Raw genomic sequence first — 25,959 nt, 5'->3', positions numbered from 1 at the left:
AGGAGAGAAGCCCCCGTGCGCACCGCCGAGACACCCACCTCCCTGACGAACCCGGTGTCCGGCGCATCCCCGACCAGGCCCCTGGGTACCGGCCCGGACCTCTTCCTGCTGGCCGTGGCCGTCTCGGGCATCTCCCTGTCCGCGCCCCTGATCGCGGCCACCGCCGCACCGGCCCTGGCCATCGCCTTCTGGCGCAACGCGATGGCGGTCGGGGCGCTCGCCCTGCCGGCCCTCACCCGCCACCGGGCCGAGCTGCGTTCCATGGGCCGCCGGAACGTCCTGCTGGCCGTGGCCGCCGGAGTGCTGCTCGCCCTGCACTTCGCGCTCTGGCTGCCCAGCCTCCACATGACCTCGGTCGCCTCCTCGACCGCGCTGGTCACCACCACCCCGATCTGGACCACCCTGCTGCTGCGGCTGCGCGGACACCGACCGCCCGCGCTGGTCTGGGCGGGCACGGCGGTGGCCTTCGCCGGCGTGGTGCTCCTCACCGGCGTCGACCTGACGCTCTCGCCGCGCGCCCTGGCCGGCGACGCCCTCGCGCTCGGCGGCGGCATGGCGGCGGCCGGATACGTCCTGCTCGGCGCCGAGGTGCGCCGCACGGTCTCCACGACCGCGTACACCTTCGTCTGCTACACCACGACGGCCGCGATCCTGCTGGCCGCCTGCCTGGCCCTGGGGACGGACCTCGGCGGCGGCTACAGCGCGGAGACCTGGGTCAAGTTGGCCCTGCTCACCGTTACCGCGCAACTGCTGGGCCACTCGCTGATCAACCGGGTGGTGCGGGGACTGGGACCGTCGACCACCTCCACGGCGATCCTGCTGGAGACCCCGGGCGCGGCCCTGATCGCGGCGCTGTGGCTGGGCCAGACCCCGCCCCCCGCCGTCTACGCCGCGCTGGGGGTGATCGTGGTCGGTCTGGTCCTGGTGGTCCGGGCGAACACCAGGACCGGCGGGACCGCCGAGGCCGGGCCGACCACCGGCTCCCGCGCCTCCTGATGCCGACGCGGCGCTAGAGCCAGCCGTTCCGCTTGAAACCGCGGTGGATGGCGTAGCAGATGCCCAGGATCACGGCCATGACGGTCGGGTAGCCGTACTTCCACTCCAGCTCCGGCATGTACGCGAAGTTCATGCCGTAGATCCCGGCGATCATCGTCGGGACGGCGAAGATCGCCGCCCACGAGGTGATCTTCCGCATGTCCTCGTTCTGCGCGACCGTCGCCTGGGCGAGGTTCGCCTGGAGGATGGAGTTGAGCAGGTCGTCGAAGGACAGCACCTGCTCGTTCACCCGGGTCAGGTGGTCGGCCACGTCGCGGAAGTACTTCTGGATGTCGGGGTCGATCAGCCGCATCGGCCGCTCGCTCAGCAACTGCATCGGCCGCAGCAGCGGCGAGACCGCCCGCTTGAACTCCAACACCTCGCGCTTGAGCTGGTAGATCCGTCCCGCGTCGCGACCGCGGCGACCGCGGCCCGCGCTCTCCGAGAAGACCTGGATCTCCACCTCGTCGATGTCCTCCTGCACCGCGCTCGCGACCGCCAGGTAGCCGTCCACCACCTGGTCGGCGATGGCGTGCAGCACGGCCGAGGGGCCCTTGGCCAGCAGCTCGGGGTCGTCCTCCAACCGGTGGCGCAGCGTGCGCAGCGACCCCTGCCCGCCGTGCCGGACGGTGATGATGTAGTCCCGGCCGGTGAAGCACATCACCTCGCCGGTCTCCACCACCTCGCTGTTGTCGGTGAGTTCGTCGTGGTCGACGTAGTGGATGGTCTTGAAGACGGTGAACAGGCTGTCGTCGTACCGCTCCAGCTTCGGCCGCTGGTGCGCGTGGACCGCGTCCTCGACGGCGAGCGGGTGCAGACCGAACTCGCGTGCGATGCCCGAGAACTCCTGCTCGCTGGGCTCGTGCAGGCCGATCCACACGAACCCGCCGTTCTCCCGGCCGTCCCGCGCCCGCAGTTCGCGCAGGGCGTCGGTGGGGGTCGTGTGTCGGGACGCGCGACGACCGTCCCGGTAGACGGCGCAGTCGACGATCGAGCTGCCGGCGGCGGGGGCGTCGACCGCGCCGTGGGGGTAGGGGTGGAGGGGACGACCGCCCCGGCGGAGGGTGGGGCGGACCGCGGCGCGCAGGTCACGGATCATCGACATGCTGGGCTCCTTCGCGTGCCGAGCCGCCGCCGGACGGGCGCAGCGCTGCCCGGAATGGGGACCTACGGGCAGGGGGAAGGCCGGAGGTCTGCAAAGCGGGCACCACGCGAACCGCACGTACGAGCGGCAATCGTTGAGAACGACGGTCGAACGGGACTCACACGCTCTTCCACGCATCCGGTCCGCGGGGAGAAAGCCGGCCTACCGGGGTTTCACCGCTGGAAAGCGGGGGGAGGAAGGCCCTCAGACGCGGGGACGGAACTGCCGTACGGAAGAGCAGCCGGTACTGCACGGTCGACTCGGATCCATCGCAGCCCCACCTCCTCCGGCCGGTCCCCGCTGGGGGAAACCACGTACATGCCTTGACCAGCAGTCAACGGTAGCACTCGCGGAACCTCTTCCGGTCCACGCCAAGGCCTTTCGCGTACCCTCTTTGCCTGATCCATACACGATCTATGCTCGCCGTATGGCACACGTTCTCCAGTTGGTCGAGGCCAGGCTGCGTACCGCCCTGGGAGAGCCCGACGCACGGGCCGCCGTGACGTTCCTGGGCACCGACCGGATCGAGGTGTTGCGCTTCCCGGACTTCGACGGCGACGGGAACGGCGTGGTGAGGTACGCCACCCTGGGCATGTCCGCCGCGCCGATGGCCGACCCCACCGCCACCCTCGCCGACCCCGAGCGGGGCCCCCGCGCCGAACTGGTGCTGACGGTGCGGGCCGGGCTCGCCGACACCGACAAGGTGCTGCGCCCGCTCGCCGTGCTCGCCGCGTCCCCGCAGGTCGAGGGCGTGGTCGTGGCGCCGGGCGCCTCGCTGGACGTGGGCGAGCCGCTGTGGCCCGGGGCGCCCTTCACCTCCGTGCTGGTCGGCGAGCCCGGCGGCCTGGTGGAGGACCTGGAACTGGACGCGCCGATGGACCCCGTCCGCTTCCTGCCCCTGCTGCCGATGACACCCAACGAGGCCGCCTGGAAACGCGTGCACGGCGCGGCGGCGCTCCAGGAACGGTGGCTGGCGCACGGCACGGACCTGCGCGACCCCCGGCGCGCGTCCGTGCCGCTGGCGGACTGACCGACCGCCACATCCCCGATCGACCACCGACCGACCACCGACCGACTGCCGATCGACCGCCGGGGCGCCGGCGGAGCGGAACCCGCCGGGCAGGACCGGGCGGCGGGCGAAGGGAGTTGACGGGGAATCGGACGGAGAGCGGGACCGTACGATCCGTCCGAGTGATCGTCCTTGACGGAAGGCCGCCCGGGTAGGACCGTGGTGCTCCATGAGGGGCGAACCCAGTTGCCCGAAGTGCGGTGGCCGTGTCCGGGCACCCGGTCTCTTCGCCGACTCCTGGCAGTGCGGCACGCACGGCGCGGTGCAGCCGCTGCAACCGGTCCTCCCGCCGAGCGTCGAGGCGCTCGGCGTCGTCCTCCACCGGGCCCGGGTCCCCGTGTGGATGCCCTGGCCCCTCCCGATCGGCTGGCTGTTCACCGGGATCGCCCACGCGGGCGACGACCGCGGCGGCGGCCGGGCCACCACCGTGGCCTGCTCGGGACCGGGACCGCTGGGCGGCCCCGGCGAGCTCCTGCTCGTCGCCGAGGAACCGGGCATCGGACTCGGCGCGCGCTACGCCGGGGTGCCCGGCCCGGACCCCGGACCCCTGATGGACGTCGACAGGCCCCCGCACACGAAGGTCCTCGCCGCCGGCCGACCCACCCCGCTGTGGCACGTGGGCGGGGCCCCCGACGACCGCGCGGTGTTCGCGGGCGAGGCGTGCGGGCTGTGGCTGTGGGCGATCGCCTGGCCCGAACAGTCCGGGCTGCTGATGTACGACGAACTGGTGCTCACCGATCTGAGGGACGCGGGCGCCGAGGTGGAACTGGTGCCCTGCGGAGCGCTGTCCCCCCGGCTGTTGGACGGGCCCGCCCACGCCTGACCCGCGGTTCCCGTGGGAGGCTCCCACCGTCGGGCCGCGGTCGGGCCACCGTCGGGCCGCGATCGGGACGGACGCCCGCCGCCGAAGACGCCGGACGGCGGTGCTCTATTCTGAAGATTCTGAAGTGTCCGTTTCAGCCGTTCACCGTGGGAGCCCCGACGTGCGCATCGACCTGCACACCCACTCCACCGCGTCGGACGGTACGGACACCCCCGCCGAGCTGGTGCGGGCCGCCGCGGCGGCCGGACTGGACGTGGTGGCGCTGACCGACCACGACACGGTCGCGGGCCACGCCGAGGCCGCCGAGGCCCTCCCCGAGGGCCTCACCCTCGTCCCCGGCGCCGAACTCTCCTGCCGGCTGGACGGCGTGAGCCTGCACATGCTGGCCTACCTGTTCGACCCGGCCGAGCCCGAGTTGGCGCGCGAACGCGAACTGGTCCGCGACGACCGTGTCCCGCGCGCCCGGGGCATGGTGGCCAAGCTCCGGGAACTGGGCGTGCCCATCACCTGGGAGCGGGTCGCCGAGATCGCCGGGGACGGCTCCGTGGGCCGCCCGCACATCGCGACCGCGATGGTGGAACTGGGCGTGGTCGGCACCGTCTCGGACGCCTTCACCTCCGAGTGGATCGCGAACGACGGCCGGGCGTACGTGGAGAAGCACGAACTGGACCCCTTCACGGCGATCCGCCTGATCAAGGGCGCGGGCGGGGTCGCGGTCTTCGCGCACCCCCTGGCCGTCAAGCGCGGCCGGTGCGTGCCGGAGAGCGCCATCGCCGACCTGGCCGCCGCCGGACTCGACGGCATCGAGGTGGACCACATGGACCACGACGCCGCGACCCGCGACCGGCTCCGCGGCCTCGCCCGCGACCTCGGCCTGCTGGCCACCGGCTCCAGCGACTACCACGGCACCCGCAAGACCTGCCGGCTCGGGGAACACACCACCGATCCCGACGTCTACGCCGAGATCGCCGCCCGGGGGTCGGGCGCGGCACCCCTCTCCGCCTGACCCACCGTCCACGTCCCACAAGGCCCCGAGCAAGGCACCAGACAAGGCACCACCGTGTTCGACTTCGCTGTCTTCGGGTCCGTGTTCGTCACGCTCTTCGTGATCATGGACCCGCCCGGCATCATCCCGATCTTCCTCGCCCTCAGCTCCGGGCGTCCGGCCAAGGTCCAGCGGAAGATGGCCCTCCAGGCCACCGCCGTCGCCTTCGGGGTGATCGCGGTCTTCGGCCTGCTCGGCCGGCAGATCCTCGACTACCTCCACGTGTCGATCCCCGCGCTGATGGTCGCGGGCGGGCTCCTGCTGCTGCTGGTCGCGCTGGACCTGCTCACCGGCCGGAGCGACGAGCCCCAGCAGACCAAGGACGTCAACGCCGCCCTCGTCCCCCTCGGCATGCCCCTGCTGGCCGGGCCCGGCGCGATCGTCTCGGTCATCCTGGCGGTGCAGCGCGCGGACGGGGTGCCCGATCACCTCTCGGTGTGGTCGGCGATCCTCGTGCTGCACCTCGTGCTGTGGCTGGTGATGCGGTACTCGCTGCTGATCATCCGGGTCATCAAGGACGGCGGCGTGGTCCTGGTGACACGCCTGTCCGGGATGCTGCTGTCGGCGATCGCGGTCCAGCAGATCGCAGGCGGCGTCACGCAGTTCATCCAGGGAAACGGCTGACCGACCGGGCCGTGTCCGCGTCGGCCGCCCGGCAGTCGTGCCAGAAGGCCGCCAGGGCCTGTGCCGTCTCCTCGGGGCGCTCGGCGTTCGGGGAGTGCTCGGCCCCCCGGATCACCGTGCGCCGCGCGTCCAGCCGCCGCGCCATCTCGTCCATCAGCGACACCGGCCAGGCGTAGTCCACCGCCCCGGACAGCACGTGCTTGGGCAGGGGGACGGCCGCCAGTTCGGCGACCCGGTCCGGCTCGTCGAGCAGTTGGCGGCCGGTGGCCACGAGCTGTTCGGGGACGTTCGCCAGCCAGCGACGGTGCAGGAAGTCCCCGACGTCGGACGGGGTGGCGGCGTCGGCGGCCTCCGGCGGGTCCAGGTCGCGCATCGCCTGCCAGACCGCCTCCATGTCCATCACCGCCAGGGCGTCCATCAGCATCCTGGTACGGGCCTGCTGGGCGGGGGAGATGGCGGCGGGACCGGAACTCATGATGGTCAGGGACGCGAAGGGCGCCGCGTCCCGCAGCACGGCGGCGCGGGCGATCAGCCCGCCCAGGGAGTGCCCCAGCAGGTGGATGTCCCCGCCGAGCGCCTCGGCCTGGGCGAGCACGTCCCGCGCCAGCTCGTCCTGGGCGTAGGCGTCCTCCCGGCGCGGGCCGCCGGTCTCGTGCTGTCCGCGGCCGTCCACGGCCACCACCCGGAAGCCCTGCCGCGCCAGTGGGGCGAGCAGGGCGATGAAGTCCTCCTTGCTGCCGGTGAAACCCGGCACCAGCAAGGCCGTTCCGGCACGCGGCTCGCCCGCGTCGTGCACGGCGAAGTCGCCGCGCGGGGTCGCCAGTCGGTACGCCCGCGCGCCGCGGGGCAGGGTGAGGGTCGGCGGCTTGCTCATGCGGTGAGGCTAGCGACCCCGCGCCGACCCCGCGCCGGCGGCGTCCGGGGGGAGGCGCCGTCAGCCCTCCTGGGAGGTCTCCGCCGACACCGCCGAGCGGGCCGCACCACCGCGGGTACGGCGCCGACGGCGCGGCCTGCGGGGCTCGGCGGAGGACTCCGCCGGACCGTCCGCGGGCGCGCTCTCGCCGCCGGACGCGGTCCGGGCGCCCGCCTCCGGCTGCACGGGGGCGCCGGCACGGGTGCGGCGACGTCGACGCGGCGTGCGAGGCCCGCCCGAGGCGGCCTCGGCGCCGTCCACCGGAGCGGACCGCTCCGACGACTCGCCGGCGGCGGAACCGGCGGGATCCACGGCGGCGCCGGCCCGGGTGCGGCGACGTCGACGCGGGGCGCGCGCCGGCCGCTCCTCGACGGCCTTGGGGCCCCGGCCACGGCCGCGGCCTCCCGTCTCGCCCAGGTCCTCGACCTCCTCGGCCGCGAGCCCGGCGCGGGTGCGCTCCGCCCTCGGCAGCACTCCCTTGGTGCCCTCGGGGATGTTCAGCGCCTCGTACAGGTGCGGAGAGGTGGAGTACGTCTCCGGCGGGTCGTTGAAGTCCAGCTCCAGCGCCTTGTTGATCAACTGCCAGCGCGGGATGTCGTCCCAGTCGACGAGCGTGACGGCCGTACCCGTGTTGCCCGCGCGGCCGGTGCGGCCGATGCGGTGCAGGTAGGTCTTCTCGTCCTCGGGCGTCTGGTAGTTGATCACGTGCGTGACGCCCTCGACGTCGATGCCGCGAGCGGCGACGTCGGTGCAGACGAGCACGTCGATCTTGCCGTTGCGGAAGGCGCGCAGCGCCTGCTCGCGCGCCCCCTGGCCGAGGTCGCCGTGGACCGCGCCGGCGGCGAAACCGCGACGGGAGAGCTGATCGGCGACATCGGCGGCCGTCCGCTTGGTCCGGCAGAAGATCATCGCCAGTCCGCGGCCGGTGGCCTGCAGGATGCGGGCGACCATCTCCACCTTGTCCAGGGAGTGCGCCCGGAAGACGTGCTGCGCGGTGTTGGCCACCGTCGCGCCCTCGTCGTCCGGCGAGGTGGCACGGATGTGCGTGGGGTGCGACATGTAGCGGCGGGCGAGGGAGATGACCTGGCCCGGCATGGTCGCCGAGAACAGCATCGTCTGGCGCTTGGCGGGCAGCAGTTGGATGATCTTCTCGACGTCCGGCAGGAAGCCCAGGTCGAGCATCTCGTCGGCCTCGTCCAGCACGAGCGTGCGGACGTGTGCCAGGTCGAGCTTCCGCTGGCCCGCCAGGTCCAGCAGCCGGCCCGGGGTGCCGACGACCACGTCGACGCCCTTCTTCAGGGTCTCGACCTGCGGCTCGTACGCACGGCCGCCGTAGATGGCCGTCACCCGGACGTTGCGGACCTTGCCGGCGGTGAGGAGATCGTTGGTGACCTGCTGGCACAGCTCGCGGGTGGGGACGACCACGAGGGCCTGCGGGGTGTCGGTCAACTGCTCGGGCGTGGCCCGGCCGGCCTCGACGTCGGCGGGGACGACGACGGAGTCCAGGAGGGGCAGGCCGAAGCCGAGCGTCTTGCCCGTTCCGGTCTTGGCCTGTCCGATGACGTCGGCACCGGAGAGGGCGACCGGCAGGGTCATCTCCTGGATGGGGAACGGGGACGTGATGCCGACGGCTTCCAGGGCCTCGGCGGTCTCGGGAAGGATCCCGAGCTCTCGGAATGTGGTGGTCAGGATGCTTGCCTCTTCCGTGAGACGCGGGACGGGAGGGAGCGAGGGCGCACCCCAGCGGAGCAGGGCGGGTCGTACCGCGCCGGACGCCGTCGGCCCAGAGGGCTGCCGGCCGGCCTCGCGGCGCGGGACCACGGGCTCTCGCTCAAGCGCTCGTACCGCGCGAGCGGGCCCCTCACCACGGTCCGAACGGAAGATCGCGGCTCGGTGCCGTGCTTCCGTGTCCGGTCCGCGCGGAGGGCGGTCGTGTCGGAGCCGATCGGGCCACCGACCGGGCATCCGCTGCGTGGGCCCGGGGAACGTCCCGAGGGCCCGGGGAACACACTGTGCGTCGAACCCGCTCTCGGTGAGCGGGCCAATATCACTGTACCCCCAAACCGTGCATGTGTACCTGGGCCTTCGCGGTCCGACGGCGTGCCGAGGGCCCTTCGAGGGCCGCCCTGAGCGCCTCCGGGGCAGGTCGGGCGGACTATTGTGCGCACTATGGAGACGTCTGACACATCCCCCGCCGAATCCGAGGGGCCCGTGGGCATCGCCGCCCAGGACTGGGCCCGGGCCTCGGCCGATCCCCGGTACCGGGCGGCCGTCGTGGACCTGCTGGGCGTGCTGGCCTACGGCGAGCTGGCCGCGTTCGAACGGCTCGCGGAGGACGCCAAGCTGGCCCCGACCCTCGAGGACAAGGCGGAACTGGCCGCCATGGCGTCGGCGGAGTTCCAGCACTTCGAGCGGTTGCGGAACCGGTTGTCGGAGATCGACGAGGACCCGACGGCGGCGATGGAGCCGTTCGCCGCCGCGCTCGACGACTTCCACCGGCTGACCGCGCCGTCGGACTGGCTGGAGGGTCTGATCAAGGCGTACGTCGGCGACTCGATCGCCTCGGACTTCTATCGCGAGGTCGCGGTCCGGCTGGACTCCGACACCCGAGCCCTGGTGCTGGGGGTGCTGGACGACACCGGACACTCGGGCTTCGCGGTGGAGAAGGTGCGCACGGCCATCGAGGCCGATCCCCGGGTGGGCGGCAGGCTCGCCCTGTGGGCCCGCCGGCTGATGGGCGAGGCGCTCTCCCAGGCCCAGCGGGTGGTCGCGGAGCGCGACGCGCTGTCGATGATGCTGGTGGGCGGGGTCGCCGAGGGCTTCGATCTGGCGGAGGTGGGTCGGATGTTCTCCCGGATCACCGAGGCCCACACCAAGCGCATGGCGGCGCTGGGGCTGGCGGCCTGACGGGACCCGAGACGAGCCCCGACGGACCGGCGCGGGCGGCCGGGATCAGACCGCGCCCACGCTCGGAGCGCCGGGGGCCGAGGCGCCGCGCGGGCGGATCAGCAGGGAGAGCAGGGCGCCCGAGACCAGGATGGCGACGGTCAGTGTGGGGAGCGGGTGACCCGGACCGAGCACCACATGCGTGATCACGCCGCCGGCGAGGGCGGCGGCCGGCCCCGTGGCCAGCACCAGGGAGCGGTCGCGGAACCGGTCCGCGAATCGGTGGGCGGCGACGAGGGCGATCGCGAGGCCGAGGAGCGCGGAGCCGAGCACTTCCCAGATCACAGAGTCCTCCCGCGGGCCGGTGGGGTGTGTGCGCATCGGGCTATCCGGTCCTACCCCGTGGGAGCGGAGGACCAAACGGCGACCGGACGGGAATCCCGTCCGGTCGCCGTTTCTCCGAATCTCCACGGGACCCTCACCGGTCCCGGACGCCGCGCTCGCCTCAGATCGCCCCGAAGCCGACCTTGCGGCCGCTCGGCTCGCCGATGTCGACGTAGGCCAGCCGGTCGGCCGGGACGACGACCCGGCGACCGCGCTCGTCCGCCAGGCTGAGCAGCCGCGACTTGCCGGTCAGAGCCTCGGCGACGGCGCGTTCGATCTCCTCGGCCGTCTGCGCGCTCTCCAGAACGATCTCGCGGGGCGCGTGCTGCACGCCGATCTTGACCTCCACGGCTATGTCCCTCCGAACGATGTGTGATTCCCCCTGGCGGAGCCGGGGCGGAGTGCGCGGTCGGCCGCGCCGTACCCAGCCACATTAGCCCGCACCGGGACACGGAACCGCCCGGAGCCGCACGCCGACAGCGAACACCGGAGGACCGGCGCCGTGTTCCCCGCCCGAGGTCTAGTCGTGCTTGGGGAAGCCCGCGATACCCCGCCAGGACAGCGACGAGATGAGCTTCGCCGCGGCGTCGCGCGGGATCTTCTGCCCGTCGCTCAGCCAGTACCGCGCGGTGATCTGGGCCATCCCGCACAGCCCCATGGCGAGCAGCATCGCCTCGTTCGGGGGCAGGTCGGTGTCCTCGGAGATGACCTCGCTGACCGCCCGCGCGCAGTCCACGCTGACCTTGTCCACGCGGTCGCGCACGGCGGGCTCGTTCGTCAGGTCGGACTCGAAGACGAGACGGAAGGCCCCGCCCTCGTCCTCCACGTACCGGAAGTACGCGTCCATGGTCGCCGCGACCCGCTGCTTGTTGTCGCTGGTCGAGGCGAGCGCCGCGCGCACGGATTCGACCAGCGCCTCGCAGTGCTGGTCGAGCAGGGCCAGATAGAGGTCGAGCTTGCCGGGGAAGTGCTGGTACAGCACCGGCTTGCTGACACCCGCGCGCTCGGCGATGTCGTCCATCGCCGCGGCGTGGTAGCCCTGGGCGACGAACACCTCCTGCGCCGCACCGAGCAACTGGTTGCGTCGGGCCCGGCGCGGCAGGCGTGTGCCACGCGGGCGTGCCTCGGTCTGCTCGATGGCTGTCACGCTCGCCTCCTGGGTTTCCCTGGGGACACCTTCCGGCCGGGACCCGAGCGGGGTCGCGGAGGATGGGGTCGCTCCGCGCGCGGTGTGCGCTGCGTCCGCCATCGTACTTTTGGGTAAACCTCCCGTGCGCGGGATGGGCACGGAAATCCGGCCCTCGAACGCGCGATATGACGGTTTAGCGGTAATCGTCCTCGTCGAGTTCGACCACGCGCGCCTGCTCGGCGGCGTCCGCGGGGTCGACTTCCGGCGAGTCGGAGCCGAGCAACGGCGCGTCCTTGTGGCGGAACACGTCCGCGCGCTGTTCGGCGGCGTCCACCTCCGGGGCCTCGACGCCGAACAGCTCGGCCGCGGGCCGCTCGACTTCCTCGTCCTCGAAGGTGTCCGGGTCGGTGGGGTCAACGGGCATGACGGACCTCTTTCCACGGTGAGGGCGTTCCACACGAGCCTAGGAGAGATGATTTCCGGAAGCGAAGCGGGTGTGGTCCCGGGCACGTGAGGGTGACAGTGATCGTCTCGTAACATTGCCTCCATGTCGTCGACCGAGCAGTCGGACGCGCATGCCGCGGCCCCGATCGAAGTGCCCCCCACCGGACCGTCGTCGCGGGCGGGGGAGGGCGAGACCCTGCGGTCGGTGTCGCTGCCCGGCCTGACGCTGGCGGTGCGCGGGCGCCCGGCGACACGCGCGGGCCTGCCCCCGGCGCTGTACGTCCACGGCCTGGGCGGTTCCTCGCAGAACTGGTCCCTGCTGATGAGGGAGCTGGCCGACACCGTCGACGGCGAGGCGGTCGACCTGCCGGGCTTTGGTCACTCGCCGCCCCCCGACGACGGCAACTACTCGATCTCCGGGCACGCGCGGGCCGTCATCCGCCACCTCGACGCGAGCGCACGCGGTCCGGTGCACCTGTTCGGCAACTCCATGGGCGGGGCGATCGCCACCCGGGTCGCGGCCGTCCGCCCCGACCTGGTGCGCACCCTGACCCTGGTCTCGCCGGCCCTCCCGGAACTGCGTCCGCAGCGCACCGCGATCCCCACCGCCCTGCTGGCGGTGCCCGGGGCCGTGGCGCTCTACGAACGGCTCACCAGACACTGGACCGCCGAGCGGCGCACCCGCGAGGTCCTCGCCCTGTGCTACGGCGACCCGGCGTCGGTGTCGGCGGAGGACCTGGAGGTGGCCGTGGCGGAGTACGAGCGCCGGCTGGCGCTGCCGTACTTCTGGGACGCGCTCACCCGGTCGGCGCGGGGCATCGTGAACGCCTACACCCTCGGCGGCCAGCACGCGCTGTGGCGCCAGGCCGAACGGGTGCTGGCGCCGACGCTGCTGGTGTACGGCGGACGGGACAAGCTGGTCGCCTTCCGCATGGCGCGCAAGGCGAGCGCGGTCTTCCGCGACTCCCGCCTGCTGGCACTGCCGGAGGCCGGGCACGTGGCGATGATGGAACAACCCGAGGCGGTGGCGGGCGCCTTCCGGGAGCTGCTGCGGGACACCGAGACGGTCAGGGGGTGACGAGGGGTGGGACGTCACAGCCGCCGGGGCCGACCGAAGGCCGACAAGAAGGCCGACAAGAGGACCGAGGAGCCGACGGCCACGACCGGGGCCACGACCACCACCACGGGGGGCCGCCCCGACGTCCGGGAGGAGGTCCCGCGGCCCCGTCCGGCGTACGACGCCCCCCGCGGCGCCGTCGCGCCGCCTCACGAGCCGTATGAGCCGCCGTACGAGCCGTACGAGGGGACGGGGGTTCGCGGCGGGCACCCCGAACAACGCGAACCGGGCGGCGCCTGGGGAGTCCCGGCGCAGCGCGGGGGCCCTCCGGACGCCACGCGGAGGCCGTCGGCCGGAGCCCCGGCCAGGGCCTCGAACGGGCCGCCGCGGGACGCGGTGCGCGAAACCGGGCCTCCGCGGATGCCGCGGCAGGAGTACATCGACGCCTTCGACGACGACGTCTTCGGCACGGCCGGCGTGCCGACCGGCGCCGCCGTCGCGCCCCCCACCGCGGCAAAGCCCGAGGGCGCCGGTTCCCCGCCGGACCCGGACGGCGGCGCCGGCCGCGAGGTCGGCGGGACCGCCGGCGAGGACGACGGGCGCGGGAGGAAGGACAGGGGCGGCCGGGGCCGCGCCTTCACCGGGGTCGCCGCCGCGGCCGTGACCACCGTCCTCGCCGTCGTGGTGGCCGGACAGGTCGCCGATTCCCGCGGTGACGTCCGGGAGCGGATCGAGGCGGACGGGAAGGGCGAGCGCATGAGCGCCCAGGACTCCTCCCGCTCCGACGCCCGCCCCACCCCCGAGCGGACGCGGGCCCCCTCGAGCAAGGCGACCACCGCCACGTACGACGATCTGATGAGCCGGCTCTACGACCTGGCGCCGGACGAGGGCGGCTCGGGTGAACTCGTCACCGTCCCCGGGCGGGACGAGGCGCCCGGGGAGGGACCGGTCATCCGTTACCGGGTGGACGTCGAGAAGGGACTTCCGCTCGACGGGAGGCTGTTCGCCGAGGCCGTCCACCGCACGCTCAACGACGACCGCAGTTGGAGCCACGCGGGCGCCCGCGCCTTCGAGCGGGTCTCCGAGGGCGAAGTCAGGTTCGTGATCACGCTCGCCGGCCCGGCCACCACCGCCCACTGGTGCGCCAAGTCGGGCCTGGACACCACGATCGACAACGTCTCGTGCGACTCGGCCGCGACCGAGCGCGTCATGATCAACGCCTATCGGTGGGCACGGGGCTCGGAGACCTTCGGTCCGGAACGGATCCGGGAGTACCGGGAGATGCTCATCAACCACGAAGTGGGCCACCGGCTGGGCAAGGACCACGTCGGCTGTCCGAAGGACGGCGCCCTGGCGCCGGTGATGATGCAGCAGACGAAGTACCTGACCACGGGCGGGGCGACGTGCCGCCCCAACGCCTGGCCCTTCCCCGACGCATAAGGACGCCGGGGCGCCGGACGTCCGGACCCTCGAACGCCCGGATCTCCGGACGCGCGGCCCGCCCCGGAACGCGGGACCCTCGGGTGCGCGAGGCCGCTCGATAACCGGTCGAACGTCCAATCGCGCCGAAAGTCACGCTGGTTCACCCCTTCCGGTGGTGTGACGGACAACCGTCCATCATGCCGCCCTTTCCCGCGCATAACGTCTTTCCGCAACGCCACGGGGACGACCGGTGGCCTGGAGGATGGAGCGGGGGTGAACGCGTGCGCATCGCACTCCTCACGGAAGGCGGTTATCCGTATCCGGACGGTGATTCCGTCGTGTGGTGCGACCGGCTGGTGCGTGGGCTGGGAGGCCACGAGTTCGAGGTCTACGCGCTCGGCCGAGGCGAGCGACAGCGGGAGGGCGTCTGGCCTCCGCTGCCGGAGAACGTCGTGCGGGTGCGCACCGCGCCGCTGTGGGGTCCCGTCCCTTGCGCGGACGGACGCCACGGGAGACGCGGGAGCGGGTACGGGCGGCGTGAACGACGGCGGTTCGGCGAGCACTTCGCGGAACTGCTCGGTGCCGTCTGCGCGGATCCGGGGGACGAGGGGCACACCCTCCAGGCGGACCGTTTCGCCAACGGGCTCCACGGACTCGCCGACCTCGCCCGGGAACGCGGCGGGCTCCCCGCCGCCCTCCGCTCCGAACAGGCGGTCCGCCTGCTGGAGAGCGCCTGCCGCGCCCACGGCTCGCTCCGCGCCGTGCGCACCGCCGCGCCGACCGACCTGCTCACCGTCACCGAGCAGTTCGAACGGCTGCTGCGTCCGCTCTCCCTGGACTGGTACGGCGAACCGGGGCGGGCGGCCGGTCCGCGGCCCGCGCGCCGGCCCGGCCGCGGGCTGGCGGCGGTGGACGTCTGCCACGCGGTGGGCGGCGGACCGGCCGCGCTGCCGGGACTGCTGGCCGCGCGCCTCTTCGGGACACCGCTGCTGGTCACCGAGTACGGCGTGCGGCTGCGCGAGCACTACCTCACCAGCGCCGCCCACGCCGTCGCCTCGGACGCCGTGGGCGCACCCGTGCGCGCCCTGCTCGCCTCGTTCCACGCCCGCCTGACGCACGAGGCGTACCGCCGGGCGGAGCTGATCACGTCCGGCAACACCCACACCCGGCGCTGGCAGCTCAGGTGCGGGGCGGAACGGGACCGGCTGCGCACCGTCCACCCGGGGATGGACGCCTCGCCGTTCGCCGAGATCGAGGAGGACGCCGGGGAGGAACGGCCGCACCCGCTGCTGGTGTGGGTCGGGCGGATCGAGCCCGCCAAGGACCTGGTGTGCCTGCTGCACGCCTTCGCCGAGGTCCGCAGGGCCGTGCCCGGCGCCCGACTGCTGATCGCCGAGCGCCCCGACGGCCTCGACGCGCCGGCCGGCCGGGACCCGGAGGCGGAGGCGTACCTGGCGCACTGCCGGGCCCTGGCCGCGCAGCTCTTCCCCGACGAGGCGGCGGACCCCCTCAGCGTCGGCGACAACCCCGTCTGCTTCGCGCGGATCGGCGACCCCGAGGTGCCCCGGCTCTCCGACGCCTGGGCCGCGGCCGACGTCGCCGTGCTCTCCAGCACCGTGGAGGGCTTCCCGGTCCCGCTCGTCGAGGCGATGCTCTCCGGGCGGGCCACGGTCTCCACGGACGTCGGCGCGGTGTACGAGGCCATCGGGGGCACGGGACTCGTGGTGCCGCCGCGCAACCCCCGGGCGCTGGCCGCCGCCTGCACGGCCCTGCTGGGCGACCCCGCCCGGCGCGCCCGGCTGGGCGCCGCGGCCCGGGCCAGGGCGCTGGAGCTGTTCACCACCGAACAGAACGTGGCGGCGTTCCGCGGCATCTACCTGGAGCTGCTCTCGCACCGTCCGGACCCGGACGAACGGCCCGCCGAGCCACTGCCCTTCACCCGCCCGCCCGAGGCGCACCTCCCCGGTCGCCGGGCGTCGGCCACGGGCCGGCCGGCGACCGGCTCGCGGCCCCACGGGCGGCCCGCCCGAAAACCGAGCTGGGCCGACCCGGGCACCGCGCCCGGCACGACCGCCGCCGGCCCGTCGGGGGTCCCGGTGGGCGTGCCCGCCGGACCGGGGGAGGGACGCCGATGAGCCGCCCGCCGGGACCGTACCGGTCCGCCGACCCGGTGCGCGCCCTGCTGCACCGGCACCGGGAACTGTGTGAACGGGCCGTGGACCCGTTGGAGATCGCCGCGGCCCTGGAGGCACATGGGATCACCGACCGCACCGCGGCGCGCTACCGGCACCGGGACGTCTTCTCGCTCGCCGAGGAGCTGTACGCCAGGACGCCCCGTGCCGACGAGCCCCCGACCGCCCCTCCCGCACCCTCTCCGAACCCCTCCCGGGAGCCCTCCCGGGGTCGGCGGGCGGAGCGGGCACGGACGGTACTGCTGCCCCTCCTGCCCGCCGGGGCGTGCGCCGCGACGCTGGGCGCCGTGACCCACACCCCGGACGCCCCGCACTCCGTCCGGCTCGCCGTCGTGGCGGCGGGGGCGCTGTCGGTGGCGGTGTCGGTGTGGCTGTGTCTGCGCCTGTGCCTGCGCCTGCGCCCGGGGCCGAGGGGAGCGGCCCTGCCCCGGAGCGCCGTGTGGGGAGGCTGCTGGCTGGCCGGCTACGCCCTCGTCGGCGACCGGCTGCTGGCCGAGGTCCTGGGCGGCGGGACGCCCACCGCCGCGCCGCTCGCCGAACGGTGCGTGCCGCTCGGCCTGACCGCGGCCGTCGCACCCGCCGTGTGGTGCGCCCGCTGGTTCGCCGCGCGGGCACGGCGACGGCTCCGCGCCGGCCGCAGTCTGGAGGAGTTCGCGACCCGGACGCGCCCGCTGGTCGTCGGGGTCGTCGCGGTCTTCGCCGCCCTCCTGCTCGCCGTCCTCACCGCCGCCCACGTCACCGTGGACGGCGGCACCGTGGCGGACGCGGTCGGCGTGCCCGCCGCCGCCACGACCGCGCTCGGGGCGCTGTTGTTCACCGCGGTGCTGCTGGCCGCCCACGGCTTCCCGACCGCCGCCGCCGGCGGCGTCGTCGCGGCCTGCGCGCTGGAGGCCGCGGCCCTCGCCGCCGCGGCGGTCGAGCGGATCGGCCCCGTCCACCCGGCCCGTCTCGTGGAGGCGGCCGTGACCGCCTGGGGACCGGCCGGCATCCCCGCCCTGGCCTGCGCCGCCGCGGCCCTCGCCCTGCTGGCCTTCGCCGGCGGCGCCCTCACGGGCGTCTCAGCCCACCACCGGGACGGACCGTGACCCCACACCGACCCGTCCCCTCACGCCCCGCGCCGGCGCACCGTCCGTGCCCGTCGCGCACCACCGATGAAGGAGCACACCCCATGACCGTTCCGCGCGCCACAGGCGTCACCGCACCAGCGCGGGAGGACGCCCGATGAGAGTGCTGCTGATCGGAGCCAACGGATACCTCGGCCGCCACGTCGCCGACCGTCTGCTCGCCGACCCCGCCGTCCAGCTCACCGCGCTCGGCCGGGGCGACGACGCCGACGTCCGCTTCGACCTGTCCACCGGCAGCCCGGGGGCGCTCACCCGCTTCCTGGACGCGGTGCACCCCGGCGTCGTCATCAACTGCGCGGGCACCACTCGCGGCGCCGCCCGGGAACTCATCCGGCACAACACCGTGGCCACCGCCACCATCTGCGAGTCCCTGCGCCGCAGCGGCTGCGGGGCCCGGCTGGTCCACCTCGGCTGCGCCGCCGAGTACGGCCCCTCCCCGGCCGGCTCCTCGACCGGCGAGGACGCCGTGCCACGCCCAGGCAGCCCGTACGGCGTGAGCAAGCTCGCCGCCAGCGAACTGGTCCTGGGCTCCGGCCTGGACGCCATCGTGCTGCGCGTGTTCTCGCCGACCGGCCCCGGCACCCCCACCGGCTCGCCGCTGGGGCGGCTGGCCGAGGCCATGCGCCGGGTGATGCAGCAGGGGGAGGGCGAACTGAGGCTCGCCGGACTCGGGGTCCAGCGCGACTTCGTGGACGTGCGGGACGTGGCGCGCGCCGTGCACGCCGCCGCGCTCTCGGCCGCCCAGGGCGTGGTCAACATCGGCACCGGACGCGCGGTGCGGCTGCGGGAGGTGATCTCCGTGCTGACCCGCGTCGCCGGATACACCGGGGCGGTGTACGAGCCGGACGAGACGCACCCGATGGGCGGCGGCGCGCAGTTGCCCCCGCCGTACCCCGACGGCTGCGGCCCCTGGCAGCAGGCGGACGTCCGCAGCGCGCGCGACCGGCTCGGGTGGCGACCCCGGATCGGTCTGGAGGAGTCGCTGGCGGACATCTGGATGGAGGCGGCGTGCCGTATCTGACCAGCTCCGGCAGACGCCGCCCGGCCGCCGGGGCCCCCGGACGGCTCGGCGTCGGGGCCCCCGGTCACGCGCACCCGTTGGTGGCCCCCGGCGAGTGGGCCGCGCTGGCCCGTCCGGGGGCCCCGGTCCACTGGGCGGTGCTCGACGTGTCGGACGGGCCGGGGACGTGCCCCGACCCGCACTGCGTGGCCGCGGCGTCCTCCCTGCACACGGCCGGGATCCGGGTGCTCGGCCGGCTGGACCTGCGGTACGGCGTCCGCGACTTCGGGCCGCTCGTCTGCGAAGCGCGCCGCTTCCTCGACTGGTACGGGGTGGACGGCTTCTACCTGGACCGCTGCCCCGGCGACCGCGCGACCCTGCCGGAGGTGGGCCGGGTGGCGATCACGCTGCGTGCCCTGCGCGACGACGCCCACCTCGTCCTCGGCCACGGCGCGCACCCCTTCCCCGGCTACGCGGAGGTGGGCGACCAGCTCGTGACGTTCTCCGGGCCGTGGACGGACTACCGCTGGTCACAGGCGGCGGAGTGGACGGCGGACCACACGCCGGACCGCTTCTGCCACCTGGTCCACGGCGTGCCGCGCACGCATCTGGAGGAGGCGGTCCGCATCGCCCGCTGGCAGGGGGCGGGCACGGTGTGGTTCACGGACCGTACACACCGCGGACGGCGCGGGGAGGCCGTGGACCCCTGGGAGGCGATGCCCGGGTACTGGGATGAAATCGTCTCGCGCCTCGGACCTGGAGTCTCGGAATGAGACCGGGCGTGGCAGTGTTACGAGAGGAACAACCGTCCACCGACCAACCCTGTTGAGGTCTCCGTGTCGCTGCCACCCCTGGTCGAACCGGCCTCCGAACTCACCGTCGACGAGGTCCGCAGATACTCCCGCCACCTGATCATCCCGGATGTCGGGATGGACGGGCAGAAGCGGTTGAAGAACGCCAAGGTCCTCAGCGTGGGCGCGGGCGGTCTCGGCTCGCCCACCCTGATGTACCTGGCCGCGGCGGGTGTGGGCACTCTGGGCATCATCGACTTCGACGAGGTCGACGAGTCCAACCTCCAGCGCCAGGTCATCCACAGCCAGGCCGACATCGGTCGTTCCAAGGCCGAGTCCGCGCAGGAGACGGTGCTCGGGATCAACCCGTACGTGAAGGTCAACCTCCACAAGGAGCGGCTGGACTCCTCCAACGCCCTGGAGATCTTCGCCCAGTACGACCTGATCGTGGACGGCACCGACAACTTCGCCACCCGCTACCTGGTCAACGACGCGTGCGTGCTGCTGAACAAGCCGTACGTGTGGGGCTCGATCTACCGGTTCGACGGCCAGGCGTCGGTCTTCTGGAGCGAGCACGGTCCGTGCTACCGCTGCCTGTACCCGGAGCCCCCGCCGCCCGGCATGGTCCCGAGCTGCGCCGAGGGCGGCGTGCTGGGCGTGCTGTGCGCGTCCGTCGGGTCGATCCAGACCACCGAGGCGATCAAGCTCCTGGCAGGCGTCGGCGACCCGCTGGTCGGCCGCCTGATGATCTACGACGCCCTGGAGATGTCCTACCGCCAGGTCAAGGTCCGCAAGGACCCGGAGTGCGCGGTCTGCGGCAAGAACCCGACGGTCACCGAACTGATCGACTACGAGGCGTTCTGCGGTGTGGTCTCCGACGAGGCCCAGGAGGCGGCGATGGGCTCGACCATCACCCCGCAGCAGCTCAAGGAGTGGATCGACGAGGGCGAGAACCTCGACATCATCGACGTCCGCGAGCCCAACGAGCACGAGATCGTCGCGATCCCGGGCGCCCGTCTGATCCCGAAGGACGAGTTCCTTATGGGCAACGCCCTGGAGAAGCTGACGCAGGACAAGCGGATCGTCCTGCACTGCAAGACGGGTGTCCGCAGTGCGGAAGTGCTCGCGGTCCTGAAGAACGCGGGCTTCGCCGACGCGGTCCACGTCGGCGGCGGCGTCATCGGCTGGGTCAACCAGATCGAGCCGGAGAAGCCGGTCTACTGAGCCGGCGGGCGGTGTTCCACCGCGCCGGCGCGCGAGTACACGCCGGACACGGCCCCGGAGGTTCGCCTCCGGGGCCGTGTCCGCATGCCGTGGTCGGGGTGCCGAGGGGCGTCGGGGGTGTGTCACCGGGCGTGTCCCAGCCACCGGCCGCGCAGGGCGACCAGGACGGCCGCCGCCACGACGAGGAGCAGCAGGGAGACCGAGGTCGCGGCCGACGGGTCCCGCTGGAGGAGCAGGTACACCTGGAGCGGCAGGGTCTGGGTGACCCCCGGCAGGTTGCCCGCGAAGGTGATCGTCGCGCCGAACTCGCCCAGCGCCCGCGCCCAGCACAGCGCGGCGCCCGAGGCCAGGGACGGCATCACCATGGGCAGGGTGACGTACCGCAGCGTCTGGGGAAGGGTGGCGCCCATGGTGGCGGCGGCCTCCTCGTAGCGCGGGTGGATTCCGTTCAGGGCGCCCTCCAGGCTGATCACCAGGAACGGCATCGCCACGAAGACGGCGGCGACCACCGCGCCCGCCGTGGAGAACGGCAGCGTCACCCCGAGCGCCTCCAGCGGCCCGCCCAGCAGCCCGTTCCGTCCGAAGCCGCGCAGCAGGGCGGTGCCGGCGACGGTCGGCGGCAGCACCATCGGCAGCAGCACCAGGGCGCGCACCAGCGCCTTGCCGGGGAAGTCCACCCGGGCGAGCAGCCAGGCCAGCGGCACGCCCACGGCGAGCGAGACCAGCAGGGCCCACCCGGAGACCAGCAGGGACAGGCCCAGGGCTTGGGCCACGGCGGGGGAGGAGAGCTGTCCGGCGAGGTCCGGCCAGGGCGTGTGGGCCAGCACCCCGGCCAGGGGCACGGCCAGGAAGACCGCCGCGAGCACGGCGGGCAGCGCGAGCGCGGCGGGCGGGCGCGTACGACGACGGTGATGACGGTCGGCGCGGCCGGGGACGCCGCCGGGGGCGGGGGTCACGGCAGCGAGAAGCCGGCGTCGCGCAGGATGCGGCGGGCCGGCTCGGAGCCCAGCCACGCGATGACGTCCTCGGCCTCCTCGGGGTGCGGGGCGTCCCTCAGCGGGGCGGCGGGGTAGCGCACGGCGGCGCCTCTCTCGTCGGGGAGGGGCACGGTGTGGACCGCGTCCCCGGCCGCGGCGGCGTCGGTGACGTACACCAGCCCCGCGTCGGCCTCGCCCAGCTCCACCTTGCTCAGCACGGCGCGGACGCTCGGCTCCCGCGAGACCGGCCGCACGGTGACGCCCCGCCTCTCCAGGAGGCTCTGCCCGTACCGGCCGGCGGGGACCTCGGAGTCGGCGAGCACGACCTTCACGTCCGCGCGGGCGAGGTCGTCGAGCGAGTCGACGCCCAAGGGGTTGCCGGGGGCGGTGGCGATGGCGAGCCGGTTGTGGGCGACCACGGTGGCCGGGCCGGTCACGTCCCGCAGGGCGTCCATGGTGACGGTGTCGGCGGTGACGATCAGGTCGGCGGGCATGCCCTGGCGGACCTGTGCGGCGAGTTCCTGGGAACCGGCGAAGGAGAAGCGGAGTCGGACGTCGGGGTGCTCCTCCTCGTAGACGCCGCCGGCCTCGGTGAGGACGTCGGTGAGGGAGGAGGCCGCCAGCACCGTCACGGTCGTCCGCTCGCCGCCGGCCGGGCCCGCGAGCGCGCCGCCCCCGCAGGCGGACACCAGGAGGGACACCAGGAGGACCGACAGCGCCGACAGCAGGACCGGGAAGGCCCGCAGGGCGGTGGCGAGCCGGGCCCGAGGACGCGCGGCGGACGGGGCGGGAAGGACCACGGGCCGCCTCACACCCGGTCGACGTGCACGTTGGTGGCCTTCACCCGTGCCACGGCCTCCACACCGACCTCCAGCCCCAGCTCCTCCACGGCCTCCCGGGTGAGCAGGGAGACCAACCGGTGGGGCCCGGCCTGGATCTCGACCTGGGCGGCGACGTCGCCGAGGGTGACGGCGGTGACGATTCCGGGGAAGGCGTTGCGGGCGCTGGTGCGGGGCTCGGCGTCCCCTCCGCCGCCTGCTCCGTCCGCGGCGAGCGCGACGGCGAAGGCGGCGAGGTCCGCTCCCGCCACGAGCCGTTTGCCGGTGTCGTCCCGGCGCGTCGGCAGTCGCCCGGAGTCGGCCCAGCGGCGCACCGTGTCGGCGCTGACCCCGAGCAACCGGGCCGCCCGGCCCATGGAGTAGGAAGGCATGTGCAAGACGTTAGGGCATATGGACCGGCAGGAGCAAGGCGATACCGGTCGCTCGCCTGGCATCCGCGAGCCGGGAGCGGACCGTTCCCGTGCCGTGCGTCGCGGTACGGCTCAGAGCGCTTCCTTGCGGGTCAGGTGGGTGAAGGAGAGCCAGCCGGGAAGGACGGGCAGCCAGAAGGTCATCAGTCGGAAGAGCAGGACCGCCGGGGTGGCGATCTCCTTCTCCAGGCCGAAGGCGATCAGGCCCGCGATCAGGGCCGCCTCCACCGCGCCCAGACCGCCCGGGGTGGGCGCGGCGGACCCCAGCGCGTTGCCGGCGAGGAAGACGACGGCGATGCTCGCATAGCTCAGCTCGCCGCCGAAGGCCCGGATCGAGACGTCCAGGCACATCACGAACGAGACCGTCAACAGCAGCATCCCGCCGATGCCGCTGAGCAGTTTCTGCGGGCGCTGGACGACGTCCAGCATCCGCGGGACGACCCCCGCGAACAGCGCCCGCACCCGCTCGACGACGAACTTCCGCAACACCGGGACCGCCGCCACGACCAGGGCCAGCACGGCCGCCGTCAGCAGCCCCGCGATGACCGCGCGGGACGGGGAGAGGGTCGGGGTGTGCTCCGTGCCCGTCAGGTAGCCGAAGACCAGCAGCAGGATGATGTGGCAGCCCAGGCCGAAGAGTTGGGAGGCGCCGACGCTGGCGACCGCGTGGCCGGGACGGACCCCGGCGCGCTGCAGGAACCGCGTGTTGAGCGCGACGCCGCCGACCGCCGCCGGCGCGACCAGCTTGACGAAGGAGCCCGCCACCTGGGCGATCACCGTGCGGACGAACGGGACCCGCTCCGGCACGAAGCCGAGCAGGCTCAACGCCGCCGCGATGTACGTCAGCGCGGCGAAGAACAGCGCGGCGGCCACCCACGCCCAGTTCGCCCCGCCGACGACCTGCCGGGGGTCCACGTGGGTGAGCTGCGAGAGCAGGAAGTACGCGGCGAAGCCGCCCGCGACGAAACTGACCACGGTGCGCGGCCTGACCCGTTCCAGACGGGCCGGCTGGATCGGCGCCTGCGGACGGACGAGCAGCACCTGCCGGCGGATCTGCGCCAGGAGATCCTCCTCGCGGACCTCCTCCAGCGCCTCCGTGACGGCCTGCTTCTCGGCCCGCTCGGCGTGCTTCTCCGCCCGCGGGGACCTGCCGCCGGCGGCCTCCAGCTCCCCGGCCTGCGCCTCCCGGCCGGCGCGGGACGCCTCGATGGCCGCCTCCCGCTCGCGCTGGGCGCGCTCCTTGGCCAGCCGGCGCAGGGTGGCGCGGGTGTTGCGGTTGAGGGCGATGGGCTGGAGCAGCGGGAGGCTGTCGGCCACCGCGTCCGGGCCCAGCACCGCGACCGCCGCCGCGACCGAGCGCTCGGCGCCGACCCGCAGACCGAAGGTGGTCAGCAACTGCGCGACGTCCATCCGCAGCACGAGGTCGCCGGCCGCGATCTCGCCGCCGCTGAAGTCCGTGAGGAAGACCGTGCCGGAGCGGTCCACCAACACCGCGTCGTCCTCCAGCCGCCGGTGGGCGATCCGCCGTGACTGGAGCGCTTTGACCTGCCGCCACACCGCGCACATCAGCTCGTCGGTGATCTCCTCGTCCGGCAGGGCGTTCAATCCGCGACCGTCGATGTGCTCGTAGACGAGCATCACCGCGTCGGGTCCCAGCTCGGAGGTGGCGATCAGACGGGGGGCGTTGGCTCCGGCGGCGATGGCCGCGTACGCCAGCAGGGCCTCCTGCTCCAGGGCCTGGCGCAGCGACTGGAGGCTGCGGCGCTGAGTGATGCCGCGCAGCGCGAAACGGCGCCAGGCGCGGTAGTAGAAGCCGTGCGCCTGCTGCTCGCGGTCCACGAGGGTGACGTCGAGCGGCGGGCCGTCCTCCAGGGTGACCAGATAGCGGCGTCCCCGGTCGTTCTGGTCGGCGCGGTCGGCGTCCGGCGGGTCCTCGCGCAGCGCTTTGACCGGTTTGAAGCCGACGCGCCGCAGCCCGCCCAGCAGTTGTCGGGCGGTGGGGCGGACGTTGGGGGAGCCGACCGTGTAGAGCGTGCCGTAGGCGACGGTCCACCCGATCAGCACGGTGACCAGGATCGAGAACGGCGTGGTGTAGCCGCCGACCAGCACCGCGAAGGAGTCCAGCAGCAGCACCGCCCACAGCAGGACGCGCCACCGGGGGCGCCGCGCCATGCCGACGGCCGTCATGTAGGCGATGACGGGGGCGAGGTAGCCGTGCACCGGGTCGGTGAGCCCGCCGCCCGGGGCCGGCTCGGTCAGAGCGTTCTGGATGGACACCGGGGCCTGCTCGGCCACCCACAGGTCGGTGGCGAGGGAGACGCCGTGCGCCAGGACGGCGGCGAGCACGCCGTCGGCGATCCGCAGCCCGTCCCGTTTGATCAGCCGCTCGACGGCGAAGGCGACCGGCACGATGAGCACCGCGACGCTGGAGGCGAACCCGGCGAAGCTGATCAGCAGCGGCGGGGCCTGACCCGCGCCCTTCTCGATGTCCTGCTCCAGACCCGCGGTGGTGCCGTGGGCGAAGGCCGCGACGATCAGCACGATCGCGATGCCGAGGATGCCGAGCAGCAGCCGCAGCAGGTCCGAGGGGCGGTGCACCCGGGCGGGGAGGATCGGCTCGTGACCCTCCAGGTGGTCCTGGGACGCCTCGTCCTGCCCGGTGGCCTCCCCACCCGGTTTCCGCACGGCGGAATCGGAGCGGGGCCCTTCCCGCGGAGGGGGCTCGCTCTGGTGCTCTTCGGTCTCTTTTTGCTCGCGTATCACCTGTCACCGCCGGGACGAATGGTGGCACGAGGGGGGAGGGGGAGGACGCACGAGGTCTCTTTTCTCCACCGAAGGCGGATTTTGCGTGTGTCGTGACGGACTCCGTACCCCGCCCGCGGCACCGGGACGCCCGGGCCCGACAGCGGAACCGGCACGGGCCGTCGGTGGCATGGGGCACCATGGCCGCCATGGACGGACCCGTCGGCGAGCTGCCGGAGTACGCGGAGAGGGTGCTGGCCGTGGTGGAGAGCATCCCGCCCGGCCGGGTGATGACGTACGGCGACATCGCCGAGTGGCTGGGGGAGGGCGGGCCGCGGCAGGTGGGGCGGGTGATGGCGCTCTACGGCGGAGCGGTGCCCTGGTGGCGCGTCGTCCGGGCCGGCGGGGCGCCGCCCGTCTGTCACGAGGGACGGGCGCTGGCCCACTACCGCGAGGAGGGCACTCCGCTGCGCACGGGGGCCGGCGGCGCGCCGGAACGCGACCCGGCGGCCGTACGGATCGACATGCGCCGTGCCCGTTGGGACGGAGGCGTGGACGACTTCGCCGCCGGCGACGACGGGGCCGGACTCTGACACCTCCCGCATAGGACTCCTCACACGTACCAGCTTCCGTCATGGCGTCGCCGTCCAGGGGGCGAGCCGTCCGAACGTGGTACGAACGAGAC

At 73.8% G+C, this 25,959-nt stretch carries 25 protein-coding genes; 14 read left to right on the top strand and 11 right to left on the bottom strand.

Annotated elements, in window-relative coordinates; genetic code table 11:
* Positions 1-15: 15 nt before the first annotated feature.
* A complete protein-coding gene (locus IF47_RS0101585; protein ID WP_425423542.1) occupies positions 16-996 on the top strand; it encodes a DMT family transporter in 981 nt (326 codons plus the stop codon).
* Positions 997-1,009: 13 nt separating this feature from the next.
* On the opposite strand, the gene IF47_RS0101580 is transcribed toward IF47_RS0101585, so the two are convergent.
* Positions 1,010-2,140: a magnesium and cobalt transport protein CorA gene (locus IF47_RS0101580; RefSeq protein ID WP_031506071.1), complete on the bottom strand. Its 1,131-nt coding sequence runs from the start codon at positions 2,138-2,140 to the stop codon at positions 1,010-1,012.
* Positions 2,141-2,606: 466 nt separating this feature from the next.
* Here IF47_RS0101580 and IF47_RS0101575 point away from each other — a divergent pair, with 466 nt between their 5' ends.
* The 4 genes from IF47_RS0101575 to IF47_RS0101560 all read left to right on the top strand — a co-directional run bounded on the left by IF47_RS0101575 (position 2,607) and on the right by IF47_RS0101560 (position 5,740).
* Entirely contained in the window at positions 2,607-3,209 is a 603-nt protein-coding gene (locus IF47_RS0101575) for a suppressor of fused domain protein (protein WP_031506070.1), read from the top strand.
* 208 nt (positions 3,210-3,417) lie between these two features.
* Positions 3,418-4,071 (top strand): DUF6758 family protein, encoded by a 654-nt coding sequence (locus IF47_RS0101570; RefSeq protein ID WP_031506069.1) that lies wholly within the window; start codon positions 3,418-3,420, stop codon positions 4,069-4,071.
* Between the two features lie 160 nt (positions 4,072-4,231).
* Entirely contained in the window at positions 4,232-5,077 is an 846-nt protein-coding gene (locus IF47_RS0101565) for a PHP domain-containing protein (protein ID WP_031506068.1), read from the top strand.
* A gap of 54 nt (positions 5,078-5,131) precedes the next feature.
* On the top strand, positions 5,132-5,740 hold the full coding sequence (locus IF47_RS0101560; protein WP_031506066.1) for a MarC family protein: 609 nt from the start codon (positions 5,132-5,134) through the stop codon (positions 5,738-5,740).
* Here the strand turns inward: IF47_RS0101560 and IF47_RS0101555 are convergent.
* Positions 5,721-6,614, bottom strand: coding sequence for an alpha/beta fold hydrolase (locus IF47_RS0101555; protein ID WP_031506065.1), 894 nt, complete (start codon positions 6,612-6,614; stop codon positions 5,721-5,723). The two genes, IF47_RS0101560 and IF47_RS0101555, sit on opposite strands and share 20 nt — an antisense overlap.
* 60 nt (positions 6,615-6,674) lie before the next feature.
* The gene (locus IF47_RS0101550) at positions 6,675-8,249 is read right to left on the bottom strand and encodes a DEAD/DEAH box helicase (protein ID WP_245640948.1); all 1,575 of its coding nucleotides are present in this window, start codon (positions 8,247-8,249) and stop codon (positions 6,675-6,677) included.
* A 573-nt stretch (positions 8,250-8,822) separates the two neighbouring features.
* On the opposite strand from IF47_RS0101550, the gene IF47_RS0101545 reads away from it, so the two are divergent.
* Positions 8,823-9,560, top strand: coding sequence for a ferritin-like fold-containing protein (locus tag IF47_RS0101545; protein ID WP_031506063.1), 738 nt, complete (start codon positions 8,823-8,825; stop codon positions 9,558-9,560).
* 45 nt (positions 9,561-9,605) lie between these two features.
* Here the strand turns inward: IF47_RS0101545 and IF47_RS0101540 are convergent, their stop codons facing one another.
* The 4 genes from IF47_RS0101540 to IF47_RS0101525 form a co-directional block, all read right to left on the bottom strand.
* Entirely contained in the window at positions 9,606-9,884 is a 279-nt protein-coding gene (locus IF47_RS0101540) for a hypothetical protein (RefSeq protein ID WP_031506061.1), read from the bottom strand.
* 160 nt (positions 9,885-10,044) lie between these two features.
* Complete coding sequence (locus tag IF47_RS0101535) at positions 10,045-10,272, bottom strand: DUF3107 domain-containing protein (RefSeq protein WP_031506060.1); 228 nt, start codon at positions 10,270-10,272, stop codon at positions 10,045-10,047.
* Positions 10,273-10,443: 171 nt separating this feature from the next.
* Positions 10,444-11,070 (bottom strand): TetR/AcrR family transcriptional regulator, encoded by a 627-nt coding sequence (locus IF47_RS0101530; protein ID WP_031506059.1) that lies wholly within the window; start codon positions 11,068-11,070, stop codon positions 10,444-10,446.
* 175 nt (positions 11,071-11,245) lie between these two features.
* Positions 11,246-11,476 (bottom strand): hypothetical protein, encoded by a 231-nt coding sequence (locus IF47_RS0101525; RefSeq protein WP_031506058.1) that lies wholly within the window; start codon positions 11,474-11,476, stop codon positions 11,246-11,248.
* Between the two features lie 123 nt (positions 11,477-11,599).
* Here IF47_RS0101525 and IF47_RS0101520 point away from each other — a divergent pair, with 123 nt between their 5' ends.
* The 7 genes from IF47_RS0101520 (at position 11,600) to moeZ (ending at position 20,306) form a co-directional block, all read left to right on the top strand.
* Positions 11,600-12,574 (top strand): alpha/beta fold hydrolase, encoded by a 975-nt coding sequence (locus IF47_RS0101520; protein WP_031506056.1) that lies wholly within the window; start codon positions 11,600-11,602, stop codon positions 12,572-12,574.
* Positions 12,575-12,973: 399 nt separating this feature from the next.
* Positions 12,974-13,993: a DUF3152 domain-containing protein gene (locus IF47_RS28520; RefSeq protein WP_245640947.1), complete on the top strand. Its 1,020-nt coding sequence runs from the start codon at positions 12,974-12,976 to the stop codon at positions 13,991-13,993.
* Between the two features lie 263 nt (positions 13,994-14,256).
* A complete protein-coding gene (locus tag IF47_RS0101510; RefSeq protein ID WP_051716765.1) occupies positions 14,257-16,110 on the top strand; it encodes a DUF3492 domain-containing protein in 1,854 nt (617 codons plus the stop codon).
* Entirely contained in the window at positions 16,107-17,252 is a 1,146-nt protein-coding gene (locus tag IF47_RS0101505; protein WP_051716762.1) for a hypothetical protein, read from the top strand. Before IF47_RS0101510 ends, IF47_RS0101505 begins: the two co-directional genes overlap by 4 nt.
* 136 nt (positions 17,253-17,388) lie before the next feature.
* Entirely contained in the window at positions 17,389-18,312 is a 924-nt protein-coding gene (locus IF47_RS0101500) for an NAD-dependent epimerase/dehydratase family protein (RefSeq protein WP_031506051.1), read from the top strand.
* Entirely contained in the window at positions 18,300-19,064 is a 765-nt protein-coding gene (locus IF47_RS0101495; protein WP_031506050.1) for a spherulation-specific family 4 protein, read from the top strand. Before IF47_RS0101500 ends, IF47_RS0101495 begins: the two co-directional genes overlap by 13 nt.
* A 63-nt stretch (positions 19,065-19,127) precedes the next feature.
* Complete coding sequence (moeZ, locus tag IF47_RS0101490) at positions 19,128-20,306, top strand: adenylyltransferase/sulfurtransferase MoeZ (RefSeq protein ID WP_031506049.1); 1,179 nt, start codon at positions 19,128-19,130, stop codon at positions 20,304-20,306.
* Between the two features lie 122 nt (positions 20,307-20,428).
* On the opposite strand, the gene IF47_RS0101485 is transcribed toward moeZ, so the two are convergent.
* From IF47_RS0101485 to IF47_RS0101470, 4 genes are all read right to left on the bottom strand, one after another.
* Positions 20,429-21,262 (bottom strand): ABC transporter permease, encoded by an 834-nt coding sequence (locus tag IF47_RS0101485; protein ID WP_078591476.1) that lies wholly within the window; start codon positions 21,260-21,262, stop codon positions 20,429-20,431.
* Positions 21,259-22,029 carry a molybdate ABC transporter substrate-binding protein gene (gene modA / locus IF47_RS0101480; RefSeq protein WP_031506046.1) on the bottom strand — a complete coding sequence of 257 codons (771 nt, stop codon included), beginning with the start codon at positions 22,027-22,029 and terminating at the stop codon, positions 21,259-21,261. Before modA ends, IF47_RS0101485 begins: the two co-directional genes overlap by 4 nt.
* A gap of 62 nt (positions 22,030-22,091) precedes the next feature.
* Positions 22,092-22,493: a TOBE domain-containing protein gene (locus tag IF47_RS0101475; RefSeq protein WP_031506045.1), complete on the bottom strand. Its 402-nt coding sequence runs from the start codon at positions 22,491-22,493 to the stop codon at positions 22,092-22,094.
* A 111-nt stretch (positions 22,494-22,604) separates the two neighbouring features.
* Positions 22,605-25,217, bottom strand: coding sequence for a lysylphosphatidylglycerol synthase transmembrane domain-containing protein (locus IF47_RS0101470; RefSeq protein ID WP_245640946.1), 2,613 nt, complete (start codon positions 25,215-25,217; stop codon positions 22,605-22,607).
* Between the two features lie 266 nt (positions 25,218-25,483).
* Between IF47_RS0101470 and IF47_RS0101465 the strand changes: the two genes are divergently transcribed.
* Positions 25,484-25,867 carry an MGMT family protein gene (locus IF47_RS0101465; protein ID WP_281179438.1) on the top strand — a complete coding sequence of 128 codons (384 nt, stop codon included), beginning with the start codon at positions 25,484-25,486 and terminating at the stop codon, positions 25,865-25,867.
* Positions 25,868-25,959 lie beyond the last annotated feature (92 nt).

It is taken from the genome of Streptomyces megasporus (assembly GCF_000718985.1).
Classification (GTDB): domain Bacteria; phylum Actinomycetota; class Actinomycetes; order Streptomycetales; family Streptomycetaceae; genus Streptomyces; species Streptomyces megasporus.
The sequence above is the reverse complement of the archived record's forward strand: the minus strand, read 5'-3'. Positions and strand labels throughout refer to the sequence as shown.

Bases quoted from the DNA above. Each gene is read 5' to 3' on its own strand.
- IF47_RS0101500 (WP_031506051.1), top strand. From the start codon at position 17,389: ATGAGAGTGCTGCTGATCGGAGCCAACGGATACCTCGGCCGCCACGTC.
- IF47_RS0101520 (WP_031506056.1), top strand. From the start codon at position 11,600: ATGTCGTCGACCGAGCAGTCGGACGCGCATGCCGCGGCCCCGATCGAA.
- IF47_RS0101580 (WP_031506071.1), bottom strand. From the start codon at position 2,140: ATGTCGATGATCCGTGACCTGCGCGCCGCGGTCCGCCCCACCCTCCGC.
- IF47_RS0101475 (WP_031506045.1), bottom strand. From the start codon at position 22,493: ATGCCTTCCTACTCCATGGGCCGGGCGGCCCGGTTGCTCGGGGTCAGC.
- IF47_RS0101570 (WP_031506069.1), top strand. From the start codon at position 3,418: ATGAGGGGCGAACCCAGTTGCCCGAAGTGCGGTGGCCGTGTCCGGGCA.
- IF47_RS0101550 (WP_245640948.1), bottom strand. From the start codon at position 8,249: ATGACCCTGCCGGTCGCCCTCTCCGGTGCCGACGTCATCGGACAGGCC.
- IF47_RS0101505 (WP_051716762.1), top strand. From the start codon at position 16,107: ATGAGCCGCCCGCCGGGACCGTACCGGTCCGCCGACCCGGTGCGCGCC.
- IF47_RS0101525 (WP_031506058.1), bottom strand. From the start codon at position 11,476: ATGCCCGTTGACCCCACCGACCCGGACACCTTCGAGGACGAGGAAGTC.
- IF47_RS28520 (WP_245640947.1), top strand. From the start codon at position 12,974: ATGCCGCGGCAGGAGTACATCGACGCCTTCGACGACGACGTCTTCGGC.
- IF47_RS0101575 (WP_031506070.1), top strand. From the start codon at position 2,607: ATGGCACACGTTCTCCAGTTGGTCGAGGCCAGGCTGCGTACCGCCCTG.
- IF47_RS0101465 (WP_281179438.1), top strand. From the start codon at position 25,484: ATGGACGGACCCGTCGGCGAGCTGCCGGAGTACGCGGAGAGGGTGCTG.
- IF47_RS0101545 (WP_031506063.1), top strand. From the start codon at position 8,823: ATGGAGACGTCTGACACATCCCCCGCCGAATCCGAGGGGCCCGTGGGC.
- IF47_RS0101555 (WP_031506065.1), bottom strand. From the start codon at position 6,614: ATGAGCAAGCCGCCGACCCTCACCCTGCCCCGCGGCGCGCGGGCGTAC.